The sequence below is a fragment of the Corynebacterium sp. KPL1995 genome (assembly GCF_000477935.1).
GTDB lineage: Bacteria > Actinomycetota > Actinomycetes > Mycobacteriales > Mycobacteriaceae > Corynebacterium > Corynebacterium pseudodiphtheriticum.
This window is the reverse complement of record NZ_KI515715.1, coordinates 27,123-52,732: the sequence shown is the minus strand read 5'-3', so window position 1 is coordinate 52,732 and position 25,610 is coordinate 27,123. Positions and strand designations below refer to the sequence as shown.

Sequence of the window (25,610 nt, the reverse complement as noted above, 5' to 3'; positions counted from 1 at the left end):
ATGAGGAGAATGCATCCGAACCCGGAAGTCAGGCTGGTATCTCACACCCGACAAGTTCAACAAAGACAATGGCCTGTAGAGCTGCCTGCAGCCGGGGTCTGGAAAATCACTGGTCCAGCGGGTTCCGGTGTCTCATCTTTTTTGATCGATACCACTGTGAAACGAGTGGAGCAGTGCTTAGCAGAAGGCGAAGACCCTTCTGGCATTGTGGTGATCGCACCATCGAAAGAATCCGGCGCCCGGCTGCGGCGGGAATTATCGGAGAAAGTCTCGCAATACTATTCGCAGGGGCCATTGGTTCGTTCTATCCACTCGGTAGCTTTTGGTTTGTTGCGCCTGGTTACTGATTTACCGCTACGGCTAATCAGTGGTGCTGAACAAGACGCGATGATGCGTGAGATCCTGCGCTTGCAAGCGCAGGAATACTCCGCGGCCGCTGCCGGAAGCGAGTCTGAGCTTGCTGTAAGTTCAGTAGATTGGCCCGTCGATGTGCGACCCGCCCTGAGCTATCTTGGTTTTGGCCGACAGCTACGGGATTTTTTGTTGCGGGCAGTAGAACGTGGAGTATCAGCGCAGCAACTGGAAGATTTGGGCCGGGAATTTCAGCGTCCGATGTGGACGGCTGCCGCGCAATTTTTGCGGGAATACACGCAAATGATGGAGCTAGAGGGCACCTACCGGTATTCGGCCGCGGAGTTGATGGCCGAGGTCTCGCGTAATTTAGATGAGATTCGGGAGCTCAGTCCATGGCATACCATTATCGTTGACGATGCCCAGTTACTTGATCCCACTGCTGGTCGCTTGGTGCAAACACTGATTGATGGTTGCGACCTTGCTGTTGTCGGCGGTAATAGAGAGCATGCAATCTTTCATTTCCGCGGTGCGAGCAGTGAATTTTTTGACCAGTTGTCGGCGGACCAGTCGGTGGAATTACGAGACATGCACCGCAGCCCACAACGTCGGGCTTTAGTGGCAGATTCCGGGACGGAAAACAGCGCTGCGGTGGTGGATGCGGTGCGGCGTCGTCATCTCGACGATGGCATCTCCTGGTCAGATATCGCTGTAGTGGTGCGCTCTTCCGCGGATATGGCAGGCATTCGACGGTCGTTATTGGCGGCTGGGGTGCCGGTGTATATCAGCCCCACCGATACCGTGTTGGCAGAACAACCTGTCGTTGCACACCTGTTACTAGGAATTAGGGCGCTGCAGGAAGATCTGAGCCGTGCAGAGATGGAAAAGCTGGTGCTTGGCCCGGTGGGCGGAGCAGATCCGGTTACTTTGCGTCGGCTGATAAGTGGGTTGCGTCGTTTCAACCCGGAGCAACGCGGCATTGATAGCTTGGTGCATTTGCTGAGCACTGACGAAGCTTTACCTGATTTTGCCGAACTGCTTACAGAACGCGAAATTGATATTTTGGTGCGCATTCGTGGCGTAATTCAAGCTGGCAGAGAAGCACTGCAGGGCGGTAGCGTTGAAGACGTCCTGTGGGCAGTATGGGATGCCACAGAGCTATCTAGCCGTATGGCAGCGACTGCATTGCGTGGTGGAGCAGCCGGTTCGCAGGCGGACCGGGACTTGGATGCGGTGATGACACTGTTCGATACCGCGGGCGATTTTGTAGAACGCCGCCCGGACGCATCCGTAGAAACCTTCGTGCAGCATATTGTGGAACAAGAACTGCCTACTGGTGTGCGTGAGCGACGTGGCTCGCGCACAGATTCCGTGGAAATCGTCAGCGCACACGGGACAATCGGTCGTGAATGGGATACCGTCGTGGTCAGCGGCGTACAAGAAGGAAGTTGGCCAGATCTTTCAGAGACCGGATCGCTGTTCGGCCAGGAAGATTTGGTGGATTTCCTGGATGACGGCATCGCTCCCGACGAATATGTTTCACATGCCACAGACCGTTTGGGTGAAGAACGTCGTCTTTTCCGAGTAGCCACCAGTCGTGCTCGCGCGCTGCAAATCGTGACAGCGGTATACGCACCACATGCCGACGAAATCATTGAACCGTCCCGGTTTTTTCATGCTTGGTGCCTGAAATTTGATTTGGAACCAGAGCGGATAGTCTCGGCTGCTACCGCACAAGATCAGGAGGAGGCACTAAAGCGAGCAGCTGCTGCAGCTAAGGAGCCTTATGATGCAGAATCCGGTGCCGATACTGCAGGCGAGACGCACACCGGCGGGCTGACAGTACCTCGGGTATTGTCCGTATCGGCTCTGGTTGCTGAATTACGCCGCGTTGTGTGTTCTCCAGACTCCGGGGAACAAGAAACCCGACAAGCAGCAAGACAACTAGCGCGTATGGCGAAAGCGGGAGTTCCTGGTGCAGACCCGGCACAGTGGTGGGCAGCCACCGAGACCGTTGCTGGGGAAGTGCCAAAACCCGAGAGAACCCGATTGTCACCGTCACGGATCCGTGGGCTGCTGGATTGCCCGATGCGGGAGCTCGTCGAAAAGCTGGGTGATTCCACCTCCACCGATGCCATGCGACAGGGCACATTGGTCCACGCTTATTTCGAAGCACTCGGGCGCGGGGTCGACCCTGAATGGGCACAGATAAAAACAGAAGCCGCATATCAAGAGACTTACCGTGGTCCTGTATGGCGCCAAGCTGCTGAGAAGGCTCGATTTACGCAACTACTCGAACGCAGCAAAGCGTGGATAGTGAGCACACGTGATGCATTGGAATACGTAGGAAGCGAAGTTGATGTTTTTGTTGAAATTATGCCGGGAATTTCCATCGGTGGCCGCATCGATCGTTTAGAGAAAGACGAGGCAGGCAACTACGTGATTGTGGACTTGAAAACTTCGTCGTCCTCGGCGATGCCGAGTTTTCGCGAAACCGCGAAAAATCCCCAGCTAAGCGCGTACCAGCTCGCGTTGAGTAAGGGAAAGCTGATCACGGATCAGAAGCAAGAAGTGCGTGTGGTCACCGGTGACGGGGTCGAGATTGGTATGGCGATGCTGCTCTACCCAATGGGACGGACGAAAGCTGCCGGTACGCGGGAACAACCACGCCTGGACGAAGAACAATTACAAGAGTTTCAGGCACAGCTACCACCTTTGGTTGAGGAATTATCCGGGCCGACGGTCACAGCAAGGCCCGGGGAGCATTGTGACTTTTGCTCACTGCGTCCAGTTTGTCCAGCACAGGGAGAAGGGGAAGTGATCACCAATGTCTAATGCGACGCACACTGAGCACAAGAATTCCGGGATCGTCAGCCCGCAGCTGTTGTCGGAGATCTTGGGACAACGCTTTGCTCCGACAGAGCAACAAGCCGAAATTATTGGTGCAGAACCTGGACCACTGTTGGTGGTGGCTGGCGCCGGTGCCGGAAAAACTGAGACCATGGCAGCTCGCGTGGTCTGGCTGGTCGCCAATCGCTACGCCTTGCCCGAGGAAGTGCTTGGTCTTACGTTCACACGCAAAGCATCACAGGAGTTAGCTAAACGTATTCGCGACCGGTTACAGGTGCTGCGTGATTCCCCACGCTTGCCAGAAATAGATCCGGATGGGAGCTTGCGTGCGAATCTGGAAACCATTGCGCCACGGGTGTCTACCTATGACTCTTATGCAGGGGATTTGGTGCGTGAATATGGTCTTTTGCTGCCGGCCGAGCCTACTTCCCGGCTGATTACTCGTGCACATTTGGTCTCCATCGCACAATCCGTGGTGCGTAACTATGAGGGAAAATTAGAGACCGATAAAAAAGAATCCAGCATCGTTACGGAATTGCTGGATTTATTTGAACGCATGGCGAATAACCTGAGTTTCGCCGATGATTTCCGCGAATGTGCGCGCGCTTTCGCTGAGGTGGAATATTTGCCGCGAGCACCACGGCAGCGGAAAGACCTCAATAAAGATGTCCAAAACTGGGTTGACCGCCAGCAACTGCGCATCGATTATTTGCCGATGATCGAGCAACTCGAACGCGAACTCATAGAGCGTAATGCAGTCACCTTTACCCAACAGATGTCCGCTGCGGCACAGTTAGCCCAACAACATCCGTCAGTAGGCGTTTCACAACGACGGCAGACGAAGGTAGTCATGCTCGATGAATACCAAGACACTTCGCATGCCCAACGGGTCCTTTTGCGCAACTTGTTCGGTAATACCCCACACGAAGGATTGACGGTAACTGCAGTCGGTGACCCTATGCAGGCAATCTATGGTTGGCGTGGAGCCACCTCGGAAAACCTGGCGCAGTTCCCTCAGGATTTCCCAGTTGGAGCTGAGGGAGACCAGCCTGCTCCCAGCAAAGAACTCACCACTTCCTGGCGCAACCCATCCACCGTGTTGGACATTGCCAATACAGTGTCCCATACCGTGTTGGGAACAGGCCCAGAGCGCCCTGTCGCCCCGCTGGAACCACGCGCCGGGGCGGGAGCCGGAGAGGTGAGTTTTGGGTATTGGCCGAATGCGGAGGAAGAAATTTCGTGGGTTGCTGGAAACCTGCACCAGAAATACCAGCAATACTTGGAACGAAACGAGCATGACCCACATGCTCGTTTCAGCGCCGCAGTACTTGTGCGGAAGAATAAGCAATCAGGGGTCATTGCGGAAGCTTTAGAAGAACGAGGTGTTCCGTATGAGGTAGTTGGCCTGGGCGGCCTATTAGAAATCCCGGAAGTTGCAGACATGATGGCGATCGCAACGATGCTTGTGCGGCCAGATGATTGGACAGCAGCATTGCGCATCGTCTCTGGACCTGCGGTGGGGTTGGGGATGGTCGATATCAAAGCCTTGGCTGCTCGTGCGAAAAACTTGGCTGGTCGTTTGCGACAACCAGAGGAGTCTACTTCGGGCACTGCCGAGCAAGCAGAGAAGCCTAGCGACATGCAAGCAGTAGATGAACCACAGTTGCCGGAAGACATACTGGAAGCACAATTAGCGCAAGCCCTAGCGGAAGAAGTCGATCACACAGTTGGCCTGACTGACGCGATTGCAGATCTCGGTGAGCCGGAACGCTATTCCGCAGAGGGATTAGAACGCATAGCTGAATTGTCCTCGAAGCTTCGTTATTTGCGCACCTATTGTCTGGGCAAGCCGTTGAGTGATTTATTCGCTGATATCATTGATACCTTCCATCTCCGTACGGAAGTGCTCACACACCGGCGTGCGGGGGCAGTGCACTTGGACAGAGCCTTAGAAGCCATTGCTGAATTTGACGGTGAACCCCTCGCAGCTTGGCTTGATTATGCTGAGCTAGCGCGGGAACACGAAGATTCGTTAGCACCGGGTGAGACACCGAAGGCGAACAATCGGGTACAGATTATGACTGCGCATAAGTCGAAAGGCCTGGAGTTTTCTTCGGTGTATGTGTGTCACGCTGATTCCAGCACCTACAAGGCGCAAACTCGTACGTTTTTGACTGATGCTGCGCGTACTCCACATCATGATTGGCCGCAACTATTCGAAGCCGAAGATCGTAAAGAATTCCAGAACAACGGTGAGGCATTTGTTGCTGCGCAAAAAGGAGTGGATGCGGAAGAAAATTCCCGTTTATTTTACGTAGCATTAACGCGGGCTGAAGATGAACTGGTGGTCACAGGGTCGGAGAAGGACCCGTATGAGCACTTTGCAGAGATGCATCGCTATGCCCAGCAGCGTGCAGAAGAAGCCGAGCGGAAGGCAGAACAGCCACCAATCACGATTGTGTATTGGCAGCTTGACGACGCCGCCGATGAACTTCGGGACGTGACGGACGCTAAGGTTGCCACAGAGATGGGAGAAACCGTACTGCTCGATAGGGCGACTCTTAATGAAGAGCGTGTCGAAGAAGTTCTAACCGGGTTCACTGCACAATTTCCGTCAGTACGCCCTCGGGAGGAAGTGCGGCGTGGCGCTGAGCTAGTGCAACAAGCAATGGGAAGCCTAGGAACTGATGAAGAAATCCTGGCACTAGGCGGTGAGTTGTTCTCGTTGTGGGAACGCGAAGCCACCGCGCTTATTGAAGAACACCGTGCGCTTTCTGCACCCATCGTTGATGTAGAAATACCAGGCGAGCTTACTGCGTCCGAGTTGGTTGCTTTGCGTGATAATCCGACTCAATTCGCACGGAGACAACGTCGCCCGGTTCCGTTTAAGCCAAATGCTTATGCCAAGCGCGGTACAGCATTCCACCAATGGATCGAAGATCGCTATGGCGCCAACGCGATCTTGGATGAGACGGAGCTGCCCGGTAGTGAAGAAAACGTGGAAGCAGACTTCGACAAATTGAAAGATGCTTTCCTTGCTAGCGCCTGGGCGGATAGAACCCCGACGAATGTTGAGCAAGGCTTCGAATTTAGCTTGGGAAGTTCCGTCGTCCGCGGCCGTATGGATGCTGTCTTCGATTTGGGAGATGAATGGATGGTGGTCGACTGGAAAACCGGCAGGCCACCGCAAGGCGAGCAGATGCGTTCGGCGGTTATTCAGTTGGCGGTCTATCGTGAAGCATGGCAGCGCCTCAGTGGCACCGAAAAACCGGTACGTGCGGCGTTCCACTACATCATGGATAATTACACTTTCGAACCCAAGCAACTCCCAGATGCTGGACAGCTTGCGAGCATGCTGCAGCGCGAGAATGGGCCAGGAACTGCTGGGCACAGTGATAATAAAGGAAACTAGAACACAGCAATGCGCGGAAGAATCAGAGCGAAGCTGCGGCGATTTGAGCTGACTTCGCTGCCGAATTATGCCTTAGAGGATGTCATTCATATCCCCGAAGGCATGCGAACGCACCCATTTTTTCTGATCTTGCGCCGGTTCATGCTGGCAGCAGCTATCGTCACAGGTGTCGCTGCTGTTGTCTATATCGGGCAAGATGGTTACAACGAAAAACTCAATCTCATTGATGCGTTGTACTATTCGACTATTTCGCTGACAACGACCGGCTACGGCGATATTGTTCCTGTCACCACCGGTGCCCGTTTAACCAATATCCTTTTGGTTACCCCAGCCCGGTTAATGTTCCTAATTTTGCTCGTCGGCACAACCTTATCTGTGCTGACGGAGCGCTCACGCAAAACGTTCCAGATTCAGCAATGGAGAAAACACGTGCACGATCACACAATCATCATCGGTTTTGGTACTAAGGGGCAATCCGCGATGCAGGCGTTGCTCGATGACGGTACCGATGTGCGCAATATTGTGGTTGTGGACCCAGAGCGTGCCTGCCTGCGCGTAGCAGAAGCACAAGAAGTGGTGACTGTACAAGGCTCAGGGACAAAGTCGGATGTCTTGAAAATCGCTGGTATCGAACGTGCGAAAAACGTCGTTGTGGCCACCAATAGTGACGACACTAATGTCTTGGCCACTTTGTCGGCACGAGAAATGAATAAAAAGGCAAAGATTTCCGCTGCAGTGCGGGAGGTAGAAAACCGGCACCTCCTTTTGCAATCTGGCGCAAATTCCACTGTGGTTTCCTCAGAAACCGCCGGCCGTTTGTTGGGCTTGTCGACGTCCACGCCATCGGTGGTGAAAATGATGGATGATCTGCTTTCGCCCTCGGAAGGCTTCTCGGTCGCAGAGCGCCCGGTTGCTAGCTATGAGGTTGGTGCCAATCCCCGGCATTTATCGGATATTGTGCTCAGCGTGATTCGTAATGATCGGGTTTACCGTGTGGATATGGATGAAACCCTGGAGCTACGTGCACAAGACCGCCTGCTGTACATCCGCAAAAGCGATGAGACAGAACGGAAGAAGCAGAACGAAAAACGCGAGATGGAACGTCTTGGAGGTAAAGCCAAGCAAGCGAAAGATAAATCGCACCGGGAATCTAAGAGTCGAGAAGTGACTGATACCTCCGGGGACTGCCACGGTCGCCATATTGATGAGCAACGTGAGCTGAAAAGCAAAGAATCCGGTGGAAACGAATAGGGGTTTAGCCAATGGTGAATCTGGATGTGTTGGATGACGATCAGCGTGCGGCTGCTACGGCACCGCGGGGTCCGGTTGCGATCATTGCTGGCGCCGGCACTGGTAAAACTCGAACCATCACGTACCGGATTGCGCACCTGATTGATCAAGGCTTTGCCACCACTAACAGCGTGCTGGCTTTGACTTATACTTCCCGCGCGGCCGGTGAGATGCGTGATCGCCTCGCCAGTATGAATATCGGGGGAGTCCAGGCGATGACTTTCCACGCCGCGGCTCGGCGTCAGTTGCGCTATTTCTGGCCACAAATCGCCGGTGATGTGAAATGGAAACTTCTGGACAGCGCCTTTCCCGTTGTTGCTCGCGCCGCACGCTCGGTAACGAATACCCCAAGCAAAGACACTATCCGCGACTTGCTCAACGAGATCGAGTGGGCGAAATCCAGCCTGTTGGGTGCGGATGGCTATGCCGCATACGTTGACAGCATTGACCGCACTCCACCGCTGCCCGCGGAACAAGTGGCGGAGGTGTACCGGCGCTACGAGCAGCTGAAAACCAGCGACGAAGGCATGCACCTGGATTTTTCGGATCTGCTACTGCACGTTGCCGGCGCCATGGAAAATGCTCCAGCCGTGGCCGAAGAATTCCGGCAGCGTTACCGCACTTTTGTCGTTGATGAATATCAGGACGTTACGCCGTTGCAGCAGCGGGTATTGGAAGGTTGGTTAGGCGATCGAGACGACCTCACCGTCGTTGGTGATGCGAACCAGACTATTTATTCATTTACCGGCGCCACGCCACAGTATCTCCTGGATTTTTCGCGGCATTTCCCCAACGCGCACGTCGTTAAGCTGCAAAGAGACTACCGTTCCACCCCGCAGGTCACTACTTTGGCAAATCAGGTGATTGGTGCAGCGAAAGGCCGGATCGCTGGCACACGCCTGGAGTTACAAGGTATGCGTGAACCCGGCCCAGAGCCGATATTTCGTGAATTCGAGTCTGACCCAGCGGAAGCCCGTGAGATTGCTGGGCAGATCCTCACGTTGCTAGACCAAGGTGTGCCAGCTAAAGAAATCGCTGTGCTGTATCGCATCAATGCCCAGTCCGCGGTGCTGGAGCAAGCCCTTGCCGACGCCGGCATTGCGTACCAAGTTCGCGGTGGCACGAGCTTTTTCGAAAATCGCGTGATCGTTGATGCCATGCAGCAGCTAATCCGTGCCAACCTGCAAAACGATCTACCACCGGACCCTGTTGCTATTGCGCGGGCAGCCTTGGCGCCACTGGGCTATTCGACGCAAGAACCCGATGGCGCACAAGAGCGTGAGCGTTGGCAATTGCTCCGTGCTTTGGTTGACCTGGTGGAAGATATCGTGCAGCTGCGGAACACGGACTCCTTAGAAGTCGTATTGGGTGAGCTGCGCCGCCGAGCCGCGGATAAACAACCTCCGGCCGTCGACAGCGTGACGTTGGTGACCTTGCACGCGGCGAAAGGACTGGAATGGGATGCCGTCTTTTTGGCGGGCCTTACCGAAGGATTATTGCCGTTTCGCTACGCGATTGATGCCGGTGATGAACAGATTGAGGAAGAACGGCGTCTGTTTTATGTTGGTATTACCCGTGCACGGAAACACCTGGCGTTGTCCTGGGCGCCTGCCCGGCAAGAAGGTGGCCGCGCAAGCCGCAAACGAACCAGGTTTCTGGATGGTCTAGTCGCGCAGAGTACCAGTGAGGAGCCGTCTGCGGCTCGGGTGCGGAAGACGAAAAAGTGCCGGGTGTGTAGGGAAGCTTTGACCACCCCGGGCGAGAAAGTCGTGGGTAGGCATGCAGAGTGTGAATCGCCTGGAAACGAAGACCTCTTTGGCCAGCTGCGGGGCTGGCGGGCGCGGGTAGCCAGGGAAGAACAGGTCCCGGCGTATATTATTTTTTCTGATGCGACTTTGCAGGCAATAAGTGAAGCATTGCCGACCACGGTGGATGAGCTTTATGCGATCAGCGGAATAGGCCAGAAAAAGGCTGAACTGTTTGGGCAGGATTTGCTCGATATCGTCCGTCAGTATGCATAAAACATTCTGGGCAACGTGGATGGTTATCAACGATGCGCTGTTGCGGGCGGGCATAGGGATCTAATTCGTAGAGCTGGCCGGGATGAATCCTGTGTGGAGAAGCCCCGGGTGGTGGGCTGAGCTCGTAGAAGCTCTCCAAGGTTACGATAACGTGTGCGACCGTGGAATGCGCAGCTGCAGTGGGGAAGTGCTGCATACTGCCGTCGGCGATTTTCTTTCCTTTGTTTGCTTTGCTGCCTGGTGACGCTGTGCTGCCCGGACTTGTCTGATGTGACTGCAGACCTTGGGTTGCAGCGTGCCACGTGGGGTCGCGGTCGGTGCGATGCAACTCCATGCATAGTGGGCACGGACCCATCGCGTTGATATGAATAGGGCCGACGACACCAGTGGCATCGATTAACGAGACGGGAATCCAGGTACGAGCCATTGCTAACAATAGCGGTGCCATAGTGGTGGTCTCTGCTAACCGGTCAACCACGAGCACTGGAATATTGTTGTCTTGGGCGTTTTGCATGCTGAGATAGGTTTCTTCTGGTTCGCCTGGCAAAGGCGAGCGCACCAGAAAGTCGGCATCAGTTAGTGCGTTGCGCAGCATTGTTGCCAAAAACCCGGTACCGAGGACAATTACTGGCCGGGATAGCGCTGGACGAATGATGCCGTAGGCCAGCAAATCGTCAAATAAACTGTGCGCCGCAGGTTGGGTTAATCCAGCGCTGTGGCTGGCGATGGAAAAATCCTTGCGATTAAACACACGCGGAAGTTCATGCAAGCTTGTGGCTAATGTCCCTGGCCGTGTGGTTTCGATGATGCCCACGCGGGTGGAATCCACCCCAAACTGTAGGCAATTTTCATCACGTTGGACAACGCGCACACCGGGCGCGAAGTAAAACCGGTGTTGCTCGTCTCCCATACAATCCCCCCCGAGAGTTGTGCGGTCTAACTCACACCATATTAGCGTGAACCGTCTTGGTCGTTGTTTCCCTCAGAATCGGTACCGTCGCCGCTGTTTTCAGCACCGTTGTTTTCGGTGCTATTGTTTTCTGCGTTGCCGTTTTCTTTGACGTCCTCACTGCGCAGCATCTCTTCCAGCTTCGCGAACTCGGCCTCGAATTCCTGGTCGTCACTGTCATCTAATAAACTATCGATGAATGCGGCAGGATTATCCAAGTGCTCTGGTTGCGGCAAAAAGTCTGGGTGTTCCCAAACCGAGTCCCGCCGATCGATGCCCACTGCAACGGTGGAACGGCGCCACAACTCCGCAGCGTCGGTTACTCGCGGTGCGCTAAGTTCAATACCAACAACTTTTTCAAAGGCTTTTTCTGCTGATCCCCCGGAAGCGCGGCGGCGACGCCATGCTTCGGCCATGGCCTGGGTAGAAGGAATACGGTCCTGTAGCGCTTCGCCAACGATGAATTCGACCCAGCCCTCGATAAGAGCCAATAAGGTTTCCAAGCGCGCGACAGCCGCAGTGTTGCGTGAGGTGATCCGAGGGGACAAGTCCATGCCCTGCAGATTCTGCATCGCGTTTTGAATTGCTTGCGGGTCACCGGATTCCAGGTTCAGATCGCGCGCGGCCTCTTCGATATGGCTGGTATCGATAACTAAGCCCACTGCATATTCCTCGACGGAAGACACTAGACGCTCACTCAACCACGGTACATGTTTGAACAGGCGCTGGCGGGCAACTTCTCGTGCGGCGATGTAGACCAAAACTTCCTGGCCTTTCACGTTGAGATCGCGCGCGACGGATTGGATGTTATGCGGCAAAATCGCTGTGGTGCCTGTCGGTGCAACCGGCAAGCCGAAGTCCGAACCTGTTAGCGCCTGTTGTGCAAGATCACCCAACGCATGGCCTAACTGCATGCCGAAGTTCATTCCGGAAAGCTGGCCCATCATGTTCGACATTGGGCCCATCATCTGCCGGGCTTCTTCTGGTATCGAATCCAGTTGGGCCTTGTTCATGTGCTTGGCTACTGGATCAACAAAGCGTTTCCATATCGGAAGAGTCTGCTGTAGCCAGTCTTCGGCGTTCCAGGCAACCATCCGGTTTTCTGACGTCGGCAAGTTGGTGGAATCGTCTAACCACAGTTCGGCTAGCCGGACTGCTTCTTCTACCGCTTTGGTGTCTTGGGTAGAAATTTTTGTTGCAGATTTGATTTGCTGGCCGGCGATGCGCTTGGCCATGTCGTAATTGACTGGGGAATCGTCGCTGCTGTTGTTCATCGACGAGCCCATGCCAGACAGCATCTGGCCGAATTGGTTCAGCATATCGCCGAGACCACCGGCGCCACCGTGCCTGTTGTGGTTACGGTCATCGTCGTCATCACCGTTGCCACTGTTGGGAAAGGAAAATCCGAATCCGTTAGTCATGTCTCCAACTTACAGAAGATGTCGGCGGCTTCGCTTGTGGCAGGCTCTGGAAATCGCAACGCTGACAGCGAACAGGGTAGTCTGTGAGTCGTGAATGATGCTGCCAAGAAGAACGATGCTGACACCACGAAAAAACCTGGATTGGGCTCGGTTGCGTTGGGGGCCGTTCCTGTGGTCATCCTCGGTGCATTGGTTAGCATGGACCATATTCCCGGCACCAATATTTCCTTGGCGGTTCCTTATGCCGCTGAAGGCAAAGGCCCCACGTTTAATACTTTGAGCGAGGTCAGCGGAACCCCGGTGGTTGCTGTTGAAGCAGGTGAAGATTTTACGGTGGACGAAACCCCTGCAGGTAACCTGAACATGACGACGGTTTCCGTGCGCACCAATATGACTGTTGCACAAGCTTTTGGGCGGTGGATCGGGTCTGGTGACACGATTGTGCCGATCGAGAAAATTTATCCGCCAGGCACCAATCGTGAGCAATTCCAGGAGCAAAACGAGGCAGCGTTTACGGCTTCGGAAGATGCGGCCACGGTGGCGGCGTTGAACTATTTGGATATTCCGACGCGCACCGCAATTGCCCAAGTATTGGACATTTCTGCCGGTGCCAAGCAGCTTGCCGACGGCGACATACTAGTGAAAGTCGACGGTCACAAGGTAATTGCTCCCGAAGATGTGCAAAACGCGGTGCGTTCGCATAAGCCGGGAGAAACTATCCGTTTGGAGTTTGAGCGTGATGGTGAAAAACACGACGAAGATGTCGAACTTTTAGAAAATCCACATGCTAAGGGCGAGGCATTGCTGGGAATTACCATGACCTCGGTCCCGGATGCTGACATTAATGTCACGTATAACTTGCAAGATGTGGGTGGTCCGTCGGCAGGCATGATTTTTTCCTTGGCAGTGATTGACAAGCTCAGCGAGGATGACCTCACAGGCGGGAAGTTCGTCGCTGGTACGGGAACTATCTCTGCTAGTTCAAAGGTCGGGCCTATTGGAGGGATTGCGCACAAGGTAGCGAAATCACACGAGGTGGGTGCAGAATTGTTTTTGGCGCCCACAGAAAACTGTGCGGAAGCCGTTCGCGCCGATCACGGAGACATGGTTATCGCGAAAGTTGACACCCTGGATGATGCCATTGCGGCGATGGATGCCTTTGCCCACGGTGGTGAAGTCGAGACCTGCGCGGCGGAGCTATAAAAGCCGATTTCTGCCAGGGGAATTAGCTAGTTTGCCAACCCTAATTCTTTGATTTTTTGCTCTGGTTCTTCCGCATCACCAGAAATCATGTGCTGCATAACCAGGCCGGATTCAGTGCTTACCACCGTGATGATCACCGTGGAACCCAACGAGGACCAACCGACGACACGGTCACCGGAATCGTCCACGACCTGTGAGGTGCGCAGCTCGGTTAGCGTTTGCAGCGTAGAGACAGCCTTGGATTTTGATTCAGTGAATTGGAATTGTCCCACCGAAGCCCCGGTGCAGTTGTAGTAGCTTTGCATGCCGACGGCCTCGCAGGTGTCGAATTCTTCGAATAAGGACCGTGGAACCAAGGAACCGAAAATTTCGTAGGCATTTTCTACTGATTCCGGTAGTTCTACGGGGTTGCTAGATTGTGTGGATTGCGTCGAAGTTCCGGTCGAGGCAGGGGATTTGTCTGCCGCGACTCCGGCGCTGCTTGCAGCAGATCCTTCTGCGCCAGTGGTGCTGGTAGGTGCAGTGCTGGTAGAAGCAGTGTTGGTTGTATTGCTTGTCGACGTGCTACTGGTCGTGGTTTCGCTACTCGAAGTGGTGCTGCTCGACGTTGCAGCAGTAGTGGTGGCGGAGGTTCCTGGGTGTGCCGAATTATCGGAGTTGCCGCCTTCGGAAGAGCAAGACACGAGTGCTAGTGGTAGGGCTGCACTGGCTGCGAGTGTGACAGCTCGCGTGCGAAAAGTGCGAGCAGAAAAGATGGCGGACACGACAACTCCCGGGTTCGGCAAAACTTTCAATCTCTGGTTGAGACTATTGTGACTATTGAGACTTTAGAGTACGCCACTACCATTTTGGTCTAAGCCATGCCGCAAGGCGGCGATAACACCAGGAGCAATACCAGGGCCACCGCGAAGCTGGATATCGTCTTCGGCGAACGGGCCGGCGTCGGCAAGCTCTTCTTCGGTAGGGCGTAACTGTAGCAAGGTCTGCTCTATACCTTCTGTTCCTGTGGTCTGCGCGTCGCCGGAGTCGTCGGCGTCGTCGACAAGCAATTCGTCGACCACGAAATCCGAATTATTGGTGGCGGCGAATTCTTCCCGGATCACGCCGGAAAATAGGCGCGCAGGCCGTGGCTTCGAACTCTGTGAATCTGCTGTGTCCTTGAACTTGATCTCTTGTGCCAAAACCGCACCGACGACGTTGTCTGGCCAGATAACTCGCGAGACATAGTCGGCCAGGTGCTCGGAGCCGGGTTCAATATTGCTCGGCAGGTCATCTTGCACAACGAGGGTTAGGGGAGAGTCGTCGTCGACGTCCACTGCGTGTTGGGCGAGCAAACTAGTGGGCACCAAGGCGAAAAGCGTCGGCGGGCAGTCCCAGCCTTCTGGGTGAATGAAGTCGACGGCTTCCATCATCGCGCGATTAAGCATTGGCTGAGTTATCTGCTGCGTATTCATCAGAATTCGTCCTTTTTCTTCGATTGGCTAGTGCTTTTGTTTCGGTCGACTATTGCCTAAGCTAGATCACTATAACGCTTTCCATTTTCGATTATTTTAAAGGAGTTGGACTTGGCTAGCAGCCTTAACCAACCGTCAACTAATCTGCGTAAACCGCCGCGAATTTTATCGTGGCTCGTGGGTATTATCGTGGTGCTCTTCGCGGTCGGCCCGCTCGCGGTGTCACTGTATACCGACTGGCAATGGTTTGGTGAGGTTGATTTCCGTGGGGTTTATACCACTGCGATTATCACCCGCATCATCCTGTTTTTCGCCTTCGGTATCGTCGCGGGTCTTGTAGCCTTCTTGATTAGCTGGCTTACCTGGAAGAACCGTCCGAGCGATGTCTCGATGGCGGATGTCAATTCGCCGGTGTACCAGTACCGAGATTCCATTGCTGCGACGATGCGCAAATTCCTCTATGGTGCACCGTTGATTATCGCACTCGCGGCAGGGTTCATGGGCCAGGCCTACTGGCGCACGGTTCTGTTGTTTTTAAACGGCGGTGATTTTGGCCGTGAAGACGCAGAATTCGGTATGGATCTGGGATTTTATGCCTTTAACCTGCCACTGTTGAATATTCTGGTGTCCTCGCTAAGCGTGCTTTTGATCATCAGCTTTGTGCTCTCGCTGGTGGGCTATTACATCCTGGGTGGGATCCGCGTTGGTAGCCAGGCAGCGGGGGTAAAGGGCTCGGTATCGAAGCCTGCGCGCATTCAATTAGCCGTTATTGCCGGTTTGTGGATGCTAGTGCAGGTTGCCAGCTACTTCTTGGATCGCTACACCATTTTGTTTAACCAGCACGATATTTTCGCTGGTGCTTCGTTTACCAACCTGCATGCAGATTTGCCGGCCAAGATCATTCTGATTGTGGTTTCTGCGCTGGTGGCCGTCGCATTCTTCATGGCTGTCGTGATCAAGGATCTGCGCATCCCCGGCCTGGCCGTGGTGCTGATGCTGGTGACCTCTATCGCTGTTGGTACTGCATGGCCGATGCTGATGGAGCAGTTCTCTGTGCAGCCGAACCGCGCGCTGAAAGAAGCGCAATCGATTGAGCGCAATATCGAGGCTACCCGTTTCGCCTACAACATCGATGAAACCAACGTGGAGTATGAAACGAACTGGGGCGCGGAAGAAGTCTCTGATGACGACGTCGCTGCAGACGAAAACACCATTTCCAACCTGCGTCTGCTCGATCCAGACATTTTGGCGCCGACGTTTACCCAGCAACAACAACTGCGTAACTTCTACGGTTTCCCTGATGTGTTGTCCATGGACCGCTATGAGATCGACGGGGAACAGCGTGATTTCGTGGTGGCCGCTCGTGAGTTGGATCCGAATGCACTACGGGAAAACCAGCGTTCTTGGATTAACCGCCACACCGTATACACCCATGGCAACGGTTTCGTAGCAGCGCAAGCCAATACCATCAACGAAGCCGCAGAATCCGCTGGTTCCACCCGTGGTGGTTTCCCGGTATACACGGTTTCTGACTTGCAGACCTTGGCTTCCCGTGCCGAGGACGAAGATGCTGAAGAACTCGGCATCAAGGTGGATCAGCCGCGTGTGTACTACGGCCCGGTCATTGCCTCGGCCCAAGACGGTCTGGACTACGCAATTGTTGGAGGCACTGGCAACGACGTGGAATACGACACTGATTCTTCGTCGTATACCTACACCGGTGAAGGCGGGGTAGGTATTGGCAACTGGTTCACGCGTGCGATCTATGCCGCGAAATACCAGGAGATGAACTTCCTACTGTCGGACCGTGTTGGTGCAGAATCGAAGATTCTGTATGACCGCGACCCACGTGCCCGCGTCGAAAAGGTCGCCCCATGGTTGACCACCGATTCGCACACCTACCCGGCTGTGGTCGACGGCAAGATCAAGTGGATCGTGGATGGCTACACCACCTTGGATGCGATGCCCTACAGCACGGAGATGTCGTTGTCGCAGGCCACTCGCGACGCACTGAACCCGGATGGCACCGAGCAGCGTTTGATTAACGACCGTATTGGTTATATCCGGAACTCGGTGAAAGCCACCGTGGATGCCTACGACGGCACCGTGGAGCTGTACGAGTTTGATACCGAAGACCCGGTATTGGATGCGTGGCGCGGAGTATTCCCGGACACCGTGAAGGATGAATCCGAGATTTCTGATGAGCTGCGTGCACATTTCCGCTACCCAGAAGATATCTTCAAGGTGCAGCGCAACTTGCTCGCGCGCTACCACGTGGATGACCCAGGCGTGTACTTCTCCAACGATGCTTTCTGGTCGGTTCCTCTGGACCCAACCCAGCCGGAATCCCAGGAGTTGCCGCAGCCTCCGTATTACGTGATGGCTGCGGACCCAGAAAACCCGGACAAGTCCAGCTTCCAGATGGTTACTCCGTTCCGTGGTTTGGAGCGTGAATTCCTGTCGGCGCACATGACGGTGTCTTCGGATCCGGAAAACTACGGTGACATCACCGTGCGTGTCTTGCCGACGAATACGCAGACGCAAGGTCCGCGCCAGGCGCAGGATGCGATGATGTCGTCTGACCAGGTTGCTGGTGACCGTGGTCTGTGGGAGCGCACGAACGAGCTCTACAACGGTAACTTGCTGACTTTGCCGGTAGGCGGCGGTGAAATCCTCTACTTGGAGCCGATTTACGCCGAGCGTAAAGACCAAGATTCGGCCTTCCCGAAGCTGCTGCGTGTGTTGGTTTCTTACAAGGGCCGCATTGGTTATGCACCAACTATTGGTGAGGCGCTGGAACAGGTAGGCATCGACTCACAGGCGGCACAGGATATCGACCTGGTCGATGGTGACGAGGACAGTTCCCGTGGTTCCTCCGATGATGCTGATGCGGCTGATACTGCAGAGGCTGGTGCTTCGGCTTCCAGCGACAAAGATGCTGACTCGGATCGCGATTCTGCGGATCGTTCTGGTCCAACCCCGCCAGCTAGTGGCCAAGGCGTCGACGCTATTAATGATGCTCTCCGTGATCTGGAGAAGGCGCGGGATGGTTCCTTCGAGGAATACGGACGTGCGCTGGATCGCTTGGACCGTGCGGTGGAAAACTACCAGTCGCAGAACTAGCGATACCACGATTGGCAGCGATGCAACGTCAGTAAGATATCGCTCGCGAGATCGTTGATAATCCCGCTGTGTGCCCAGCGCATGGCGGGATTTGGTATATCTAGCGATGGTATGTATAGTTACATGATGTCAGCAAGCGAGAGATCGCGAAGGTCCGCTGAAAGCGGAGGCCTTCAGCTGGCAGATGAATTGAATATCATCCGACGCGGGGTGGAGCAGCTCGGTAGCTCGCTGGGCTCATAACCCAGAGGTCGCAAGTTCGAATCTTGTCCCCGCTACCAATATTCAACGGACCCCCAGTGGCGCCTAGCGCTGCTGGGGATTTTTCGTATATCTGATTTTCTCACCGCGTGGAGCTCAACAAGAGCCAAGGGAGACGAGAGTGCTAGCTGATTTTCTTAGTTGGGCCCTTGTTATGGCGATGCCGGGGCCCGATATTATTTCTATCGGCCTGCAAACCTCGCGGTATGGTCTGCGTGCGGGGTTCTGGACGGCTCTCGGCGCTGCGCTGGGAGTAGCAGTGTGGTCAGTGCTCTCGCTGGTTGGTATCGAAGCGTTGTTGGTCGCTGTTCCTACTCTGCGAGTTGTGCTACCGATGGTCGGCTGCGTGGTTCTCGTGATATTGGGTGTTCTGGCTCTCCGTGATGCAGCAAGGCCAGCAAGCAATCATAGCGACCAAGTGGTGGCAGAATCGATTCCTTCGGCGCGATCGCTAGGGACCGGTGCATGGGCTAAGTCGCTTCGATTGGGTTTTGTCACCAACATTTCGAATCCAAAGGCATTGGTTTTCTTTACCTCTTTCTTTACTCAAATGATGAGCCATTACACAGAATTCAGCCAGAAATCCCTGGTTCTCGGCCTTCTGCTAGTGGTGACTCTGCTGGTATTTCTCATGATGTCCGTGCTGTTGAAAGCAGCAGTGAATTCGCCTCTGGCCCGAATTCCTTCTGTTCGTTTTCTGCCTGGCATTGTCTTCATTTCTATTGGTGTCTTCTATTTCTTCGAACTTGTCTAAACAATAAAAAGGAAAAACTATGCGTGTTCTTCATATCAATCCTGATATCTCAGACACTGCGACTTTTAGGAATTTTCCTTGTTTTTCCATTATTTCCCGGGACTCAGCTTGTTGCCACAACGCGCTTTCAACCTCGTCCGGGGGCAGTATCCCAATCGTTGGTGGAGCCTGGATTTATTCCACCAATTGGAACCGGACGGCGATGACACTGGCGGCGACGCCGTAGCCTCCGAAAATCTGTGATCCCAGACTTGCACCCTTTGTATTGTCTTGCTCACACTGTTCAACAAAAACTAATGTTATCGGTATCACTTATTCCGTTGATCTATCCCGCACAACAGTCGGCATGTGACGCGGAAACAGTGAACGTGTAGTAACGAGTAACCAGCTGCTGAGTCCAGCTGTAGAGCAAAAGGGGAATAGCCGTGTCGCCGACCATTCCAGAACCGAAGCACGTCACCAACGTGCCAAGCGTTGGGCACACTGACCCGCCGGTCCCGAAAAATATCTGGCGATTGTTTGTCTACAGCGCCATTGGTGCATTCGTCTTTTTCTTCCCACTGACCTATCAAGACAAAAGCTCGATCCCGCTCGACCACATGGTTACGATCGTGCGGGACAGTGTGCCCGCCATCGTTCCGTGGATCATCCTGGCTCTGGCCGGTTTTGGTGTTGTTCGTTCCATCTATAACCAAAACTGGAAAGAAGGCACGCTCGCTGCGATTTTCGTCGTCACGAATGTCATCGGTTTTATCATCGCGGTGCTGGCGGTGTTGGATGCGCTGCCGTGGGTGCTTGGCGACGAAGACATGGTGCCATTTCTCTGGGGAAAGATTGCCACTCCGGTCGGGTTGATTGTTCCGATTGGCTCGGCGTTCCTCGCGTTGCTGGTCAGTTATGGCTTCTTGGAATTTATCGGCGTACTTATGCAGCCGATTATGCGTCCGCTGTGGAAAACCCCGGGCCGTTCGGCTATCGATGCGGTGGCTTCGTTCGTTGGCTCGTATTCGCTGGGCATCTTGATCACAGACCGCGTCTATCAGCGCGGTGGCTATACCGCGAAAGAAGCCGCCATTATTGCCACCGGCTTTTCGACGGTCTCTGCAGCGTTCATGGTCATCGTCGCTAATGCACTCGGCCTCATGGAAATTTGGACCACGTTCTTTTTCGTCACGCTAGTCGTTACTTTCCTGGTCACCGCAATCACCGTACGTATTCCGCCGTTGTCGCGTATTCCGGATGATTATCACGAGGGCGCGACTCCAGAACCAGAAACAGAAGTCAGTGGCAGTCGGGTTAAAGCCGCGTGGCATGAGGCTCTCTATACCTTGGAAAATGCCCCGAGCCTGTGGCGGGCGGTGCGCGATAGTTTCGTGGATGGAGTCAAGATGGCTGGTGCCATCGTGCCGTCGATTCTCTCGGTTGGCCTGGGTGGCATTTTGCTGGAGCGATTCACCCCGGTGTTTGAGTGGATCGGCTATCTGTTCTACCCGTTCGCTTGGATCGTGCGCCTGCCAGAAACCATGGATGCCAGCCAGGCGATGGCTACTGGTATTGCAGAAATGTTCCTGCCTGCAGCCAGCATGGCAGGCGCGGAAGATCTGGTGGCGAAGTTCGTTGTCGGCGTGGTTTCTATCTCGATGATCATTTTCTTCTCTGCACTTATTCCATGCATCATGGCTACCCGTATCCCGATTCCCCTGACTGCTATCGTCATCATCTGGTTTGAACGCGTGGCGCTGACGATTCTTATCGCCACCCCGATTGCGTATCTGTTGTTGTAGCACCATTCGTTAGTCTGAAAACATGAATTCCCCGCAGGTTCCCGCAGCACGCCACACGCTAGATATTTTGCGGTTGCTTTCTACCATCGATGTGCCGATTTCCGCAGCGCGCATCCATCGTGAACTGGGTATTCCGCGTTCGACCACATACCACCTGTTATCGGAGATGGTCGAGGCTGGCTTTGTTGTCCACCTTTCTGGTGAACGCACCTATGGTCTCGGCCTGGCTGCGTATTCCATGGCAAATGCCTATACGACCCAGCAGCCTTTGGTGCGATTAAGTCAGAAATACCTGGATAAAGCCGCCAGTTTGGCAGGCGGATCGGGGCACTTATCCCGCTTGTCTGCCACTGAGATTGTGTATTTGCAGGAAACGCGTGCTGCGCGGGCGGTGTCGTTGATTAGTCAGGTGGGGGTCCGCTTGCCAGCGGTGGGCACGGCTTCTGGGAGAGCTATGCTCGCGCACTTGCCGGAAACGGAATACCGTGCGGTTTACTCGGCGTCGGATGCGGCAGAAGGTTGGGGAGCGTTTCAAAAACATCTTGCCGACGTCCGCGAACGCGGATTTGATGTGGAAGTGCAAGAAGTAAGCAGGGGGCAGGCCAGTGTTGCGGTGCCGGTGTTGGATCATTTGCAGCGTCCCGCGGCGGCGTTGGCAGTGACGTATCCGGTGGATAGCTTGCGTGCTGGGCAATTCGAACAATTACGAGATCACCTGAGTTCTGCTGCGCGCGACATTTCATCACGCATGTATGGCAATCCGGGATAACCCGCGGCACATATCCGTCTCGTATTTCAGACATAACCGTCGGCAAGTCCCTGTTTTGTGATCTAGAAAACTTCTAAATTAAACAGCAAGAACGAAGTGTTTGAGTGAAAGGATACCCACCACTATGTCGCAACCCCGTGAAATTCGCGCCCCACGCGGAACCGAATTGTCCGCAAAATCGTGGCAGACGGAAGCTCCGCTGCGCATGTTGATGAACAACCTGGACCCCGAGGTTGCAGAGCGTCCGGAAGATCTCGTGGTTTATGGCGGTACTGGTAAAGCTGCCCGTAATTGGGAATCCTTCGATGCCATCGTTGATGTGCTTAAGGACCTGGAATCTGATGAGACCTTGCTGGTGCAATCCGGTAAGCCTGTCGGCGTGCTGCGTACCAATGAATGGGCTCCACGTGTGCTGATTGCTAACTCCAACCTGGTGGGTGACTGGGCCAACTGGGAGCACTTCCGCAAGCTGGAATCTGAAGGCCTAATGATGTACGGCCAGATGACCGCAGGTTCCTGGATCTATATTGCCACCCAGGGAATCTTGCAGGGTACCTACGAAACGTTCGCTGCGGTTGCCACCAAGCGTTTCAACGACACCTTGGCTGGAACCCTGACTTTGACCGGTGGGTGCGGCGGTATGGGCGGTGCGCAGCCGCTAGCCGTCAAGCTCAACGGTGGTGTGTGCATCATTGCCGATGTTGATGAGACCCGTTTGAAACGTCGACAAGGCAAGCGCTACCTGGATGAGGTCACCACCTCGCTGGATGAAGCCATCGAGATGGCTAACCAGGCCAAAGCAGAAAAACGCGCGCTGACCATTGGTGTCGTCGGCAATGCTGCCGAAATCTTCCCAGAGATGCTCAAGCGACACCGCGCAGGCGAGCTCACAGTCGACATTGTGACAGACCAGACTTCCGCGCACGATCCGTTGTCCTACCTGCCGGTGGAGCACTCAGTCGACGAATGGCACCGCGAGGCGAAGGCTGACCCGCAGACTTTTACCAAGAAAGCACGCGAATCGATGGCGGCTCAGGTGCAAGCGATGGTCGAATTCCAGGATGAAGGTGCTGAAGTCTTCGACTACGGCAACTCCATTCGTGACGAGGCCCGACATGCTGGCTATAATCGCGCATTTGAATTCCCAGGCTTCGTCCCGGCATATATCCGGCCATTGTTCTGTGAAGGGCTGGGACCATTCCGCTGGGTGGCGCTTTCCGGAGATCCAGAGGATATCAAGGTCACCGACCAGGCCATCAAGGAACTGTTCCCAGAAAACGAGCACCTGCACAACTGGCTGGATGCTGCCGATGAATACGTGGAATTTGAAGGCCTGCCAGCACGTATCTGCTGGTTGGGATACGGCGAGCGCCACAAGGCAGGTTTGCTGTTCAACAAGCTGGTAGCAGAAGGCAAGGTCAAAGCGCCGATCGTTATTGGCCGTGACCACTTGGACTCTGGTTCGGTAGCCTCGCCATACCGCGAAACCGAAGGCATGTTGGACGGTACCGACGCTGTTGCTGACTGGCCGCTGCTCAACGCGCTGACCGCAACCTCCGGCGGTGCCACGTGGGTGTCCCTGCACCACGGTGGCGGCGTTGGTATGGGCCGTTCCATCCACTGTGGCCAGGTCACGGTCGCTGATGGTACGGAGCTGGCCGCGAAGAAGCTGGAAGCTGTGTTGACCAACGACCCTGCGATGGGTGTGATCCGCCACGTCGATGCTGGTTACAACCGGGCTAATGAAGTCGCAGAAGAGCGCGGTGTGCGGATTCCGACCCCATTTAAGTCCCGCGAAGACTAAAGCTCAGGCGTGTGGAACAACACGCAATACGCAATTCGTGAATTAAGAATCTGCGTCTGCACTGACTGCTTCCACCAACCATTGCGCCAGGACACGAGCATGGGTGTGCTCAGTGTCCTTGCCGGCGAACAGTAGCGCGATATTTCCTTGCCCCGCTGCTTTAGACAAGGTCGTCATGGCGTCGGCAAGCTCGCCATTGGCAGCTCGCTGGTCTAGCTCGGACCTGTAGCGCTGGCTGAATTCGTCGAAAGACAGCCCGTCGTGGAACTCTTCCCGGAGTTCTTTCGACGGGCACAGCTGTTTCTCCCACAGGTCTGGCTGCAGATCTTCTTTGCTGATCCCGCGCGGCCACAGCCGGTCGGCCAGCACCGAAAACGCTGCCGGGCGTGCCGTCCCCTCACCGCCCTGTTCACCGCGCACGTCGAAGACACGGAATAAGAGGATCTCATGCCTACGCACCGGATAGCTGGCAACAGGAACCGCCGTGATGGATCCGTCGGGATTAGTTACTCGATTTTCTAAGCTCATGGCTTCTAAGATAGTGAAGTGTGAATGGACTCGGCGTGAATGCACCTGGTGAAGAACTCATCCGCACTATTACGTGGGATGGGGTATTCCGTGGTTTTATTACGCTGCTGATTGGTCTTGTCATCGCAGCCGTTGCAACTGCTATCACACGCCTTTATTTGCGAGCACGCGGTAGAGTACACAGTTCACGCAGGGTGTTCGGCCGTTTGGTGTTCTGGATCATCGCCGTGCTGGCCTTTTCTGCCGCCATGACGGTGGTTTTTCCCTCGATTAACCCGGTTGATATTCTCGGCGGCATTGGTGTCGTTTCCATCGCTGCCGGTATTGCCTTTCAGACGGTGCTGGGCAACATGTTTGCTGGCATCATGATCCTCGCGCGTGATCAATTCCGCGTCGGTGATCAGGTGCAGGTGGGTGATAACGCCGGGACCATCACTTATATTTACCTCAGTTCCACAAGCATTAGACGTTTCGACGGCCAGCTCGTCGTCATCCCGAATACGCTCATGCATTCGGGAGAAGTCATCGTGCAGACCGGATTTGAAACCATCCGTGCCCGGGTGGTGATTGATATAGCTACCAACGCTGATCTCGCCAAAGCCAAAAACACCGCGATTGCAGCGATGGATTCGGTGGACTGTGTCCTGCACGACCCTGCACCAACTGCGTATTACCTCGAAGTCGGCACCGAAACCGTCAGCCTCGAATTACTATTCTGGTCTGGGTCCACGCGGCTAGAATCCCGCGAGGCCACCGATGCAGTGATCTTCGCGGTGCTCGAAGCAATGCGTCGGGAAGAAATTCCCTTGGCGACGACAGGGCTGGAAGCTTTGCGCGGGCACTCAGCACAGCAGCAACAATCGCAGATTTCCGCCCGCAGCCCAGAAAACGGCAATAACGACTAATGAAAAACCTGCACCGAATCGCATTTCTAGCTTGGCTGGTAGTTATCATTGCCTTAACTCTGCTGAAAAGCTTCTATCAGATCGGTTATCTCTGGGACCCAGACAACCAACGGGTGCGTGAAATCATTCTGGAACCACTCGATGTCTGGCGCTCGTCATCGAACTGGTTCCTCAGTGTGTTCGAATATGGCGGTAATACCGCTTTATTCATTCCCTTTGGTGCGTTGTTGTTTATCGTGCTTTCCATGGGAAGCACGCGCGGGGGAAGCAACCGAGTGCGCGGTGGACCGCGGACTGGGTGGGCAAGCGTATGGAAAGTCGCCGTACTGGCTGCGCTGTGCAGTTTCAGTATCGAAATAGCACAATACGCATTTTCTATCGGACGAAGCTCTACTGATGATCTCCTCTCCAACACTCTGGGCGGGTTTCTCGGCGCGTTGTTAGCGAAGGCAGCTGGGCCCAAGTTGTACCCGTTCTGGTCAGGCATTTCGCTGGCTTTGGCTGCGGTTTTTGCTGTGCTGGTGGGGCTTGGCGAGCGGCTCGGTGATCCGGAAAAGATCGTGGACTAACTGCACGTATGGGGGTGGTGCGTGCAGTGACCAAAAAGTGTTCTCCCAGCTCGCGCTCACAGGTAATAAACGTTTGGTAACTATCATCCAACGACCTGATTAATTCCCACCAGATTACTGGAACTCCATGCCACCATGAGCATGCCACCATGAGGCAGAAAA

The 25,610-nt window shown here is 54.7% G+C and carries 18 protein-coding genes and 1 tRNA gene; 14 read left to right on the top strand and 5 right to left on the bottom strand.

Annotated features, from left to right (window positions below; all coding sequences use genetic code 11):
* The 4 genes from HMPREF1292_RS00190 to HMPREF1292_RS00175 are packed head-to-tail and all read left to right on the top strand — an operon-like array spanning position 1 to position 9,924.
* Positions 1-3,186, top strand: a complete 3,186-nt coding sequence (locus HMPREF1292_RS00190) for an ATP-dependent DNA helicase (protein WP_084521288.1) — start codon at positions 1-3, stop codon at positions 3,184-3,186.
* Positions 3,179-6,613 (top strand): UvrD-helicase domain-containing protein, encoded by a 3,435-nt coding sequence (locus tag HMPREF1292_RS00185; RefSeq protein WP_023018240.1) that lies wholly within the window; start codon positions 3,179-3,181, stop codon positions 6,611-6,613. Before HMPREF1292_RS00190 ends, HMPREF1292_RS00185 begins: the two co-directional genes overlap by 8 nt.
* Positions 6,614-6,622: 9 nt before the next feature.
* Positions 6,623-7,864, top strand: a complete 1,242-nt coding sequence (locus HMPREF1292_RS00180) for a TrkA family potassium uptake protein (RefSeq protein ID WP_023018239.1) — start codon at positions 6,623-6,625, stop codon at positions 7,862-7,864.
* A gap of 11 nt (positions 7,865-7,875) precedes the next feature.
* Positions 7,876-9,924 carry an ATP-dependent DNA helicase UvrD2 gene (locus HMPREF1292_RS00175; RefSeq protein ID WP_021353678.1) on the top strand — a complete coding sequence of 683 codons (2,049 nt, stop codon included), beginning with the start codon at positions 7,876-7,878 and terminating at the stop codon, positions 9,922-9,924.
* Here HMPREF1292_RS00175 and HMPREF1292_RS00170 read toward each other — a convergent pair.
* Together HMPREF1292_RS00170 and HMPREF1292_RS00165 are read right to left on the bottom strand one after the other, a co-directional pair.
* Positions 9,851-10,834, bottom strand: coding sequence for a hypothetical protein (locus HMPREF1292_RS00170; protein WP_021353679.1), 984 nt, complete (start codon positions 10,832-10,834; stop codon positions 9,851-9,853). The two genes, HMPREF1292_RS00175 and HMPREF1292_RS00170, sit on opposite strands and share 74 nt — an antisense overlap.
* Before the next feature lie 41 nt (positions 10,835-10,875).
* Positions 10,876-12,294, bottom strand: coding sequence for a zinc-dependent metalloprotease (locus tag HMPREF1292_RS00165; protein ID WP_023018238.1), 1,419 nt, complete (start codon positions 12,292-12,294; stop codon positions 10,876-10,878).
* Positions 12,295-12,384: 90 nt separating this feature from the next.
* Between HMPREF1292_RS00165 and HMPREF1292_RS00160 the strand changes: the two genes are divergently transcribed.
* Positions 12,385-13,497, top strand: coding sequence for a PDZ domain-containing protein (locus HMPREF1292_RS00160; RefSeq protein WP_021353682.1), 1,113 nt, complete (start codon positions 12,385-12,387; stop codon positions 13,495-13,497).
* Between the two features lie 26 nt (positions 13,498-13,523).
* Here the strand turns inward: HMPREF1292_RS00160 and HMPREF1292_RS11310 are convergent, their stop codons facing one another.
* Positions 13,524-13,853, bottom strand: coding sequence for a hypothetical protein (locus HMPREF1292_RS11310; protein WP_052013833.1), 330 nt, complete (start codon positions 13,851-13,853; stop codon positions 13,524-13,526).
* Between the two features lie 64 nt (positions 13,854-13,917).
* Here HMPREF1292_RS11310 and HMPREF1292_RS11305 point away from each other — a divergent pair, with 64 nt between their 5' ends.
* Positions 13,918-14,313: a hypothetical protein gene (locus HMPREF1292_RS11305; RefSeq protein WP_023018236.1), complete on the top strand. Its 396-nt coding sequence runs from the start codon at positions 13,918-13,920 to the stop codon at positions 14,311-14,313.
* Between the two features lie 11 nt (positions 14,314-14,324).
* Here the strand turns inward: HMPREF1292_RS11305 and HMPREF1292_RS00150 are convergent, their stop codons facing one another.
* Entirely contained in the window at positions 14,325-14,951 is a 627-nt protein-coding gene (locus HMPREF1292_RS00150; RefSeq protein WP_021353684.1) for a PPA1309 family protein, read from the bottom strand.
* A 111-nt stretch (positions 14,952-15,062) separates the two neighbouring features.
* On the opposite strand from HMPREF1292_RS00150, the gene HMPREF1292_RS00145 reads away from it, so the two are divergent.
* The 6 genes from HMPREF1292_RS00145 to HMPREF1292_RS00120 all read left to right on the top strand — a co-directional run bounded on the left by HMPREF1292_RS00145 (position 15,063) and on the right by HMPREF1292_RS00120 (position 23,446).
* Positions 15,063-18,074: a UPF0182 family protein gene (locus tag HMPREF1292_RS00145; protein WP_023018235.1), complete on the top strand. Its 3,012-nt coding sequence runs from the start codon at positions 15,063-15,065 to the stop codon at positions 18,072-18,074.
* Positions 18,075-18,278: 204 nt separating this feature from the next.
* A tRNA-Met gene (locus HMPREF1292_RS00140) sits at positions 18,279-18,355 on the top strand.
* A gap of 101 nt (positions 18,356-18,456) precedes the next feature.
* The gene (locus HMPREF1292_RS00135; protein ID WP_023018234.1) at positions 18,457-19,089 is read left to right on the top strand and encodes a LysE family translocator; all 633 of its coding nucleotides are present in this window, start codon (positions 18,457-18,459) and stop codon (positions 19,087-19,089) included.
* Between the two features lie 425 nt (positions 19,090-19,514).
* Positions 19,515-20,873, top strand: a complete 1,359-nt coding sequence (locus tag HMPREF1292_RS00130; RefSeq protein ID WP_023018232.1) for a YjiH family protein — start codon at positions 19,515-19,517, stop codon at positions 20,871-20,873.
* 22 nt (positions 20,874-20,895) lie between these two features.
* Positions 20,896-21,642, top strand: a complete 747-nt coding sequence (locus tag HMPREF1292_RS00125; protein WP_021353689.1) for an IclR family transcriptional regulator — start codon at positions 20,896-20,898, stop codon at positions 21,640-21,642.
* 124 nt (positions 21,643-21,766) lie between these two features.
* The gene (locus HMPREF1292_RS00120) at positions 21,767-23,446 is read left to right on the top strand and encodes a urocanate hydratase (RefSeq protein WP_021353690.1); all 1,680 of its coding nucleotides are present in this window, start codon (positions 21,767-21,769) and stop codon (positions 23,444-23,446) included.
* A 42-nt stretch (positions 23,447-23,488) separates the two neighbouring features.
* On the opposite strand, the gene HMPREF1292_RS00115 is transcribed toward HMPREF1292_RS00120, so the two are convergent.
* Positions 23,489-23,974: a DUF488 domain-containing protein gene (locus HMPREF1292_RS00115; RefSeq protein ID WP_021353691.1), complete on the bottom strand. Its 486-nt coding sequence runs from the start codon at positions 23,972-23,974 to the stop codon at positions 23,489-23,491.
* A gap of 35 nt (positions 23,975-24,009) precedes the next feature.
* Here HMPREF1292_RS00115 and HMPREF1292_RS00110 point away from each other — a divergent pair, with 35 nt between their 5' ends.
* Together HMPREF1292_RS00110 and HMPREF1292_RS00105 are read left to right on the top strand one after the other, a co-directional pair.
* Positions 24,010-24,879, top strand: a complete 870-nt coding sequence (locus HMPREF1292_RS00110; RefSeq protein ID WP_023018231.1) for a mechanosensitive ion channel family protein — start codon at positions 24,010-24,012, stop codon at positions 24,877-24,879.
* Positions 24,879-25,448: a VanZ family protein gene (locus HMPREF1292_RS00105; RefSeq protein ID WP_023018230.1), complete on the top strand. Its 570-nt coding sequence runs from the start codon at positions 24,879-24,881 to the stop codon at positions 25,446-25,448. Before HMPREF1292_RS00110 ends, HMPREF1292_RS00105 begins: the two co-directional genes overlap by 1 nt.
* Positions 25,449-25,610: the final 162 nt, after the last annotated feature.

Excerpts from the sequence above, each read along its gene's own strand:
- HMPREF1292_RS00190 (WP_084521288.1), top strand. The coding sequence starts at position 1 with ATGAGGAGAATGCATCCGAACCCGGAAGTCAGGCTGGTATCTCACACC.
- HMPREF1292_RS00185 (WP_023018240.1), top strand. The coding sequence starts at position 3,179 with ATGTCTAATGCGACGCACACTGAGCACAAGAATTCCGGGATCGTCAGC.
- HMPREF1292_RS00180 (WP_023018239.1), top strand. The coding sequence starts at position 6,623 with ATGCGCGGAAGAATCAGAGCGAAGCTGCGGCGATTTGAGCTGACTTCG.
- HMPREF1292_RS00175 (WP_021353678.1), top strand. The coding sequence starts at position 7,876 with ATGGTGAATCTGGATGTGTTGGATGACGATCAGCGTGCGGCTGCTACG.
- HMPREF1292_RS00170 (WP_021353679.1), bottom strand. The coding sequence starts at position 10,834 with ATGGGAGACGAGCAACACCGGTTTTACTTCGCGCCCGGTGTGCGCGTT.
- HMPREF1292_RS00165 (WP_023018238.1), bottom strand. The coding sequence starts at position 12,294 with ATGACTAACGGATTCGGATTTTCCTTTCCCAACAGTGGCAACGGTGAT.
- HMPREF1292_RS00150 (WP_021353684.1), bottom strand. The coding sequence starts at position 14,951 with ATGAATACGCAGCAGATAACTCAGCCAATGCTTAATCGCGCGATGATG.
- HMPREF1292_RS00125 (WP_021353689.1), top strand. The coding sequence starts at position 20,896 with ATGAATTCCCCGCAGGTTCCCGCAGCACGCCACACGCTAGATATTTTG.
- HMPREF1292_RS00120 (WP_021353690.1), top strand. The coding sequence starts at position 21,767 with ATGTCGCAACCCCGTGAAATTCGCGCCCCACGCGGAACCGAATTGTCC.
- HMPREF1292_RS00115 (WP_021353691.1), bottom strand. The coding sequence starts at position 23,974 with ATGAGCTTAGAAAATCGAGTAACTAATCCCGACGGATCCATCACGGCG.
- HMPREF1292_RS00105 (WP_023018230.1), top strand. The coding sequence starts at position 24,879 with ATGAAAAACCTGCACCGAATCGCATTTCTAGCTTGGCTGGTAGTTATC.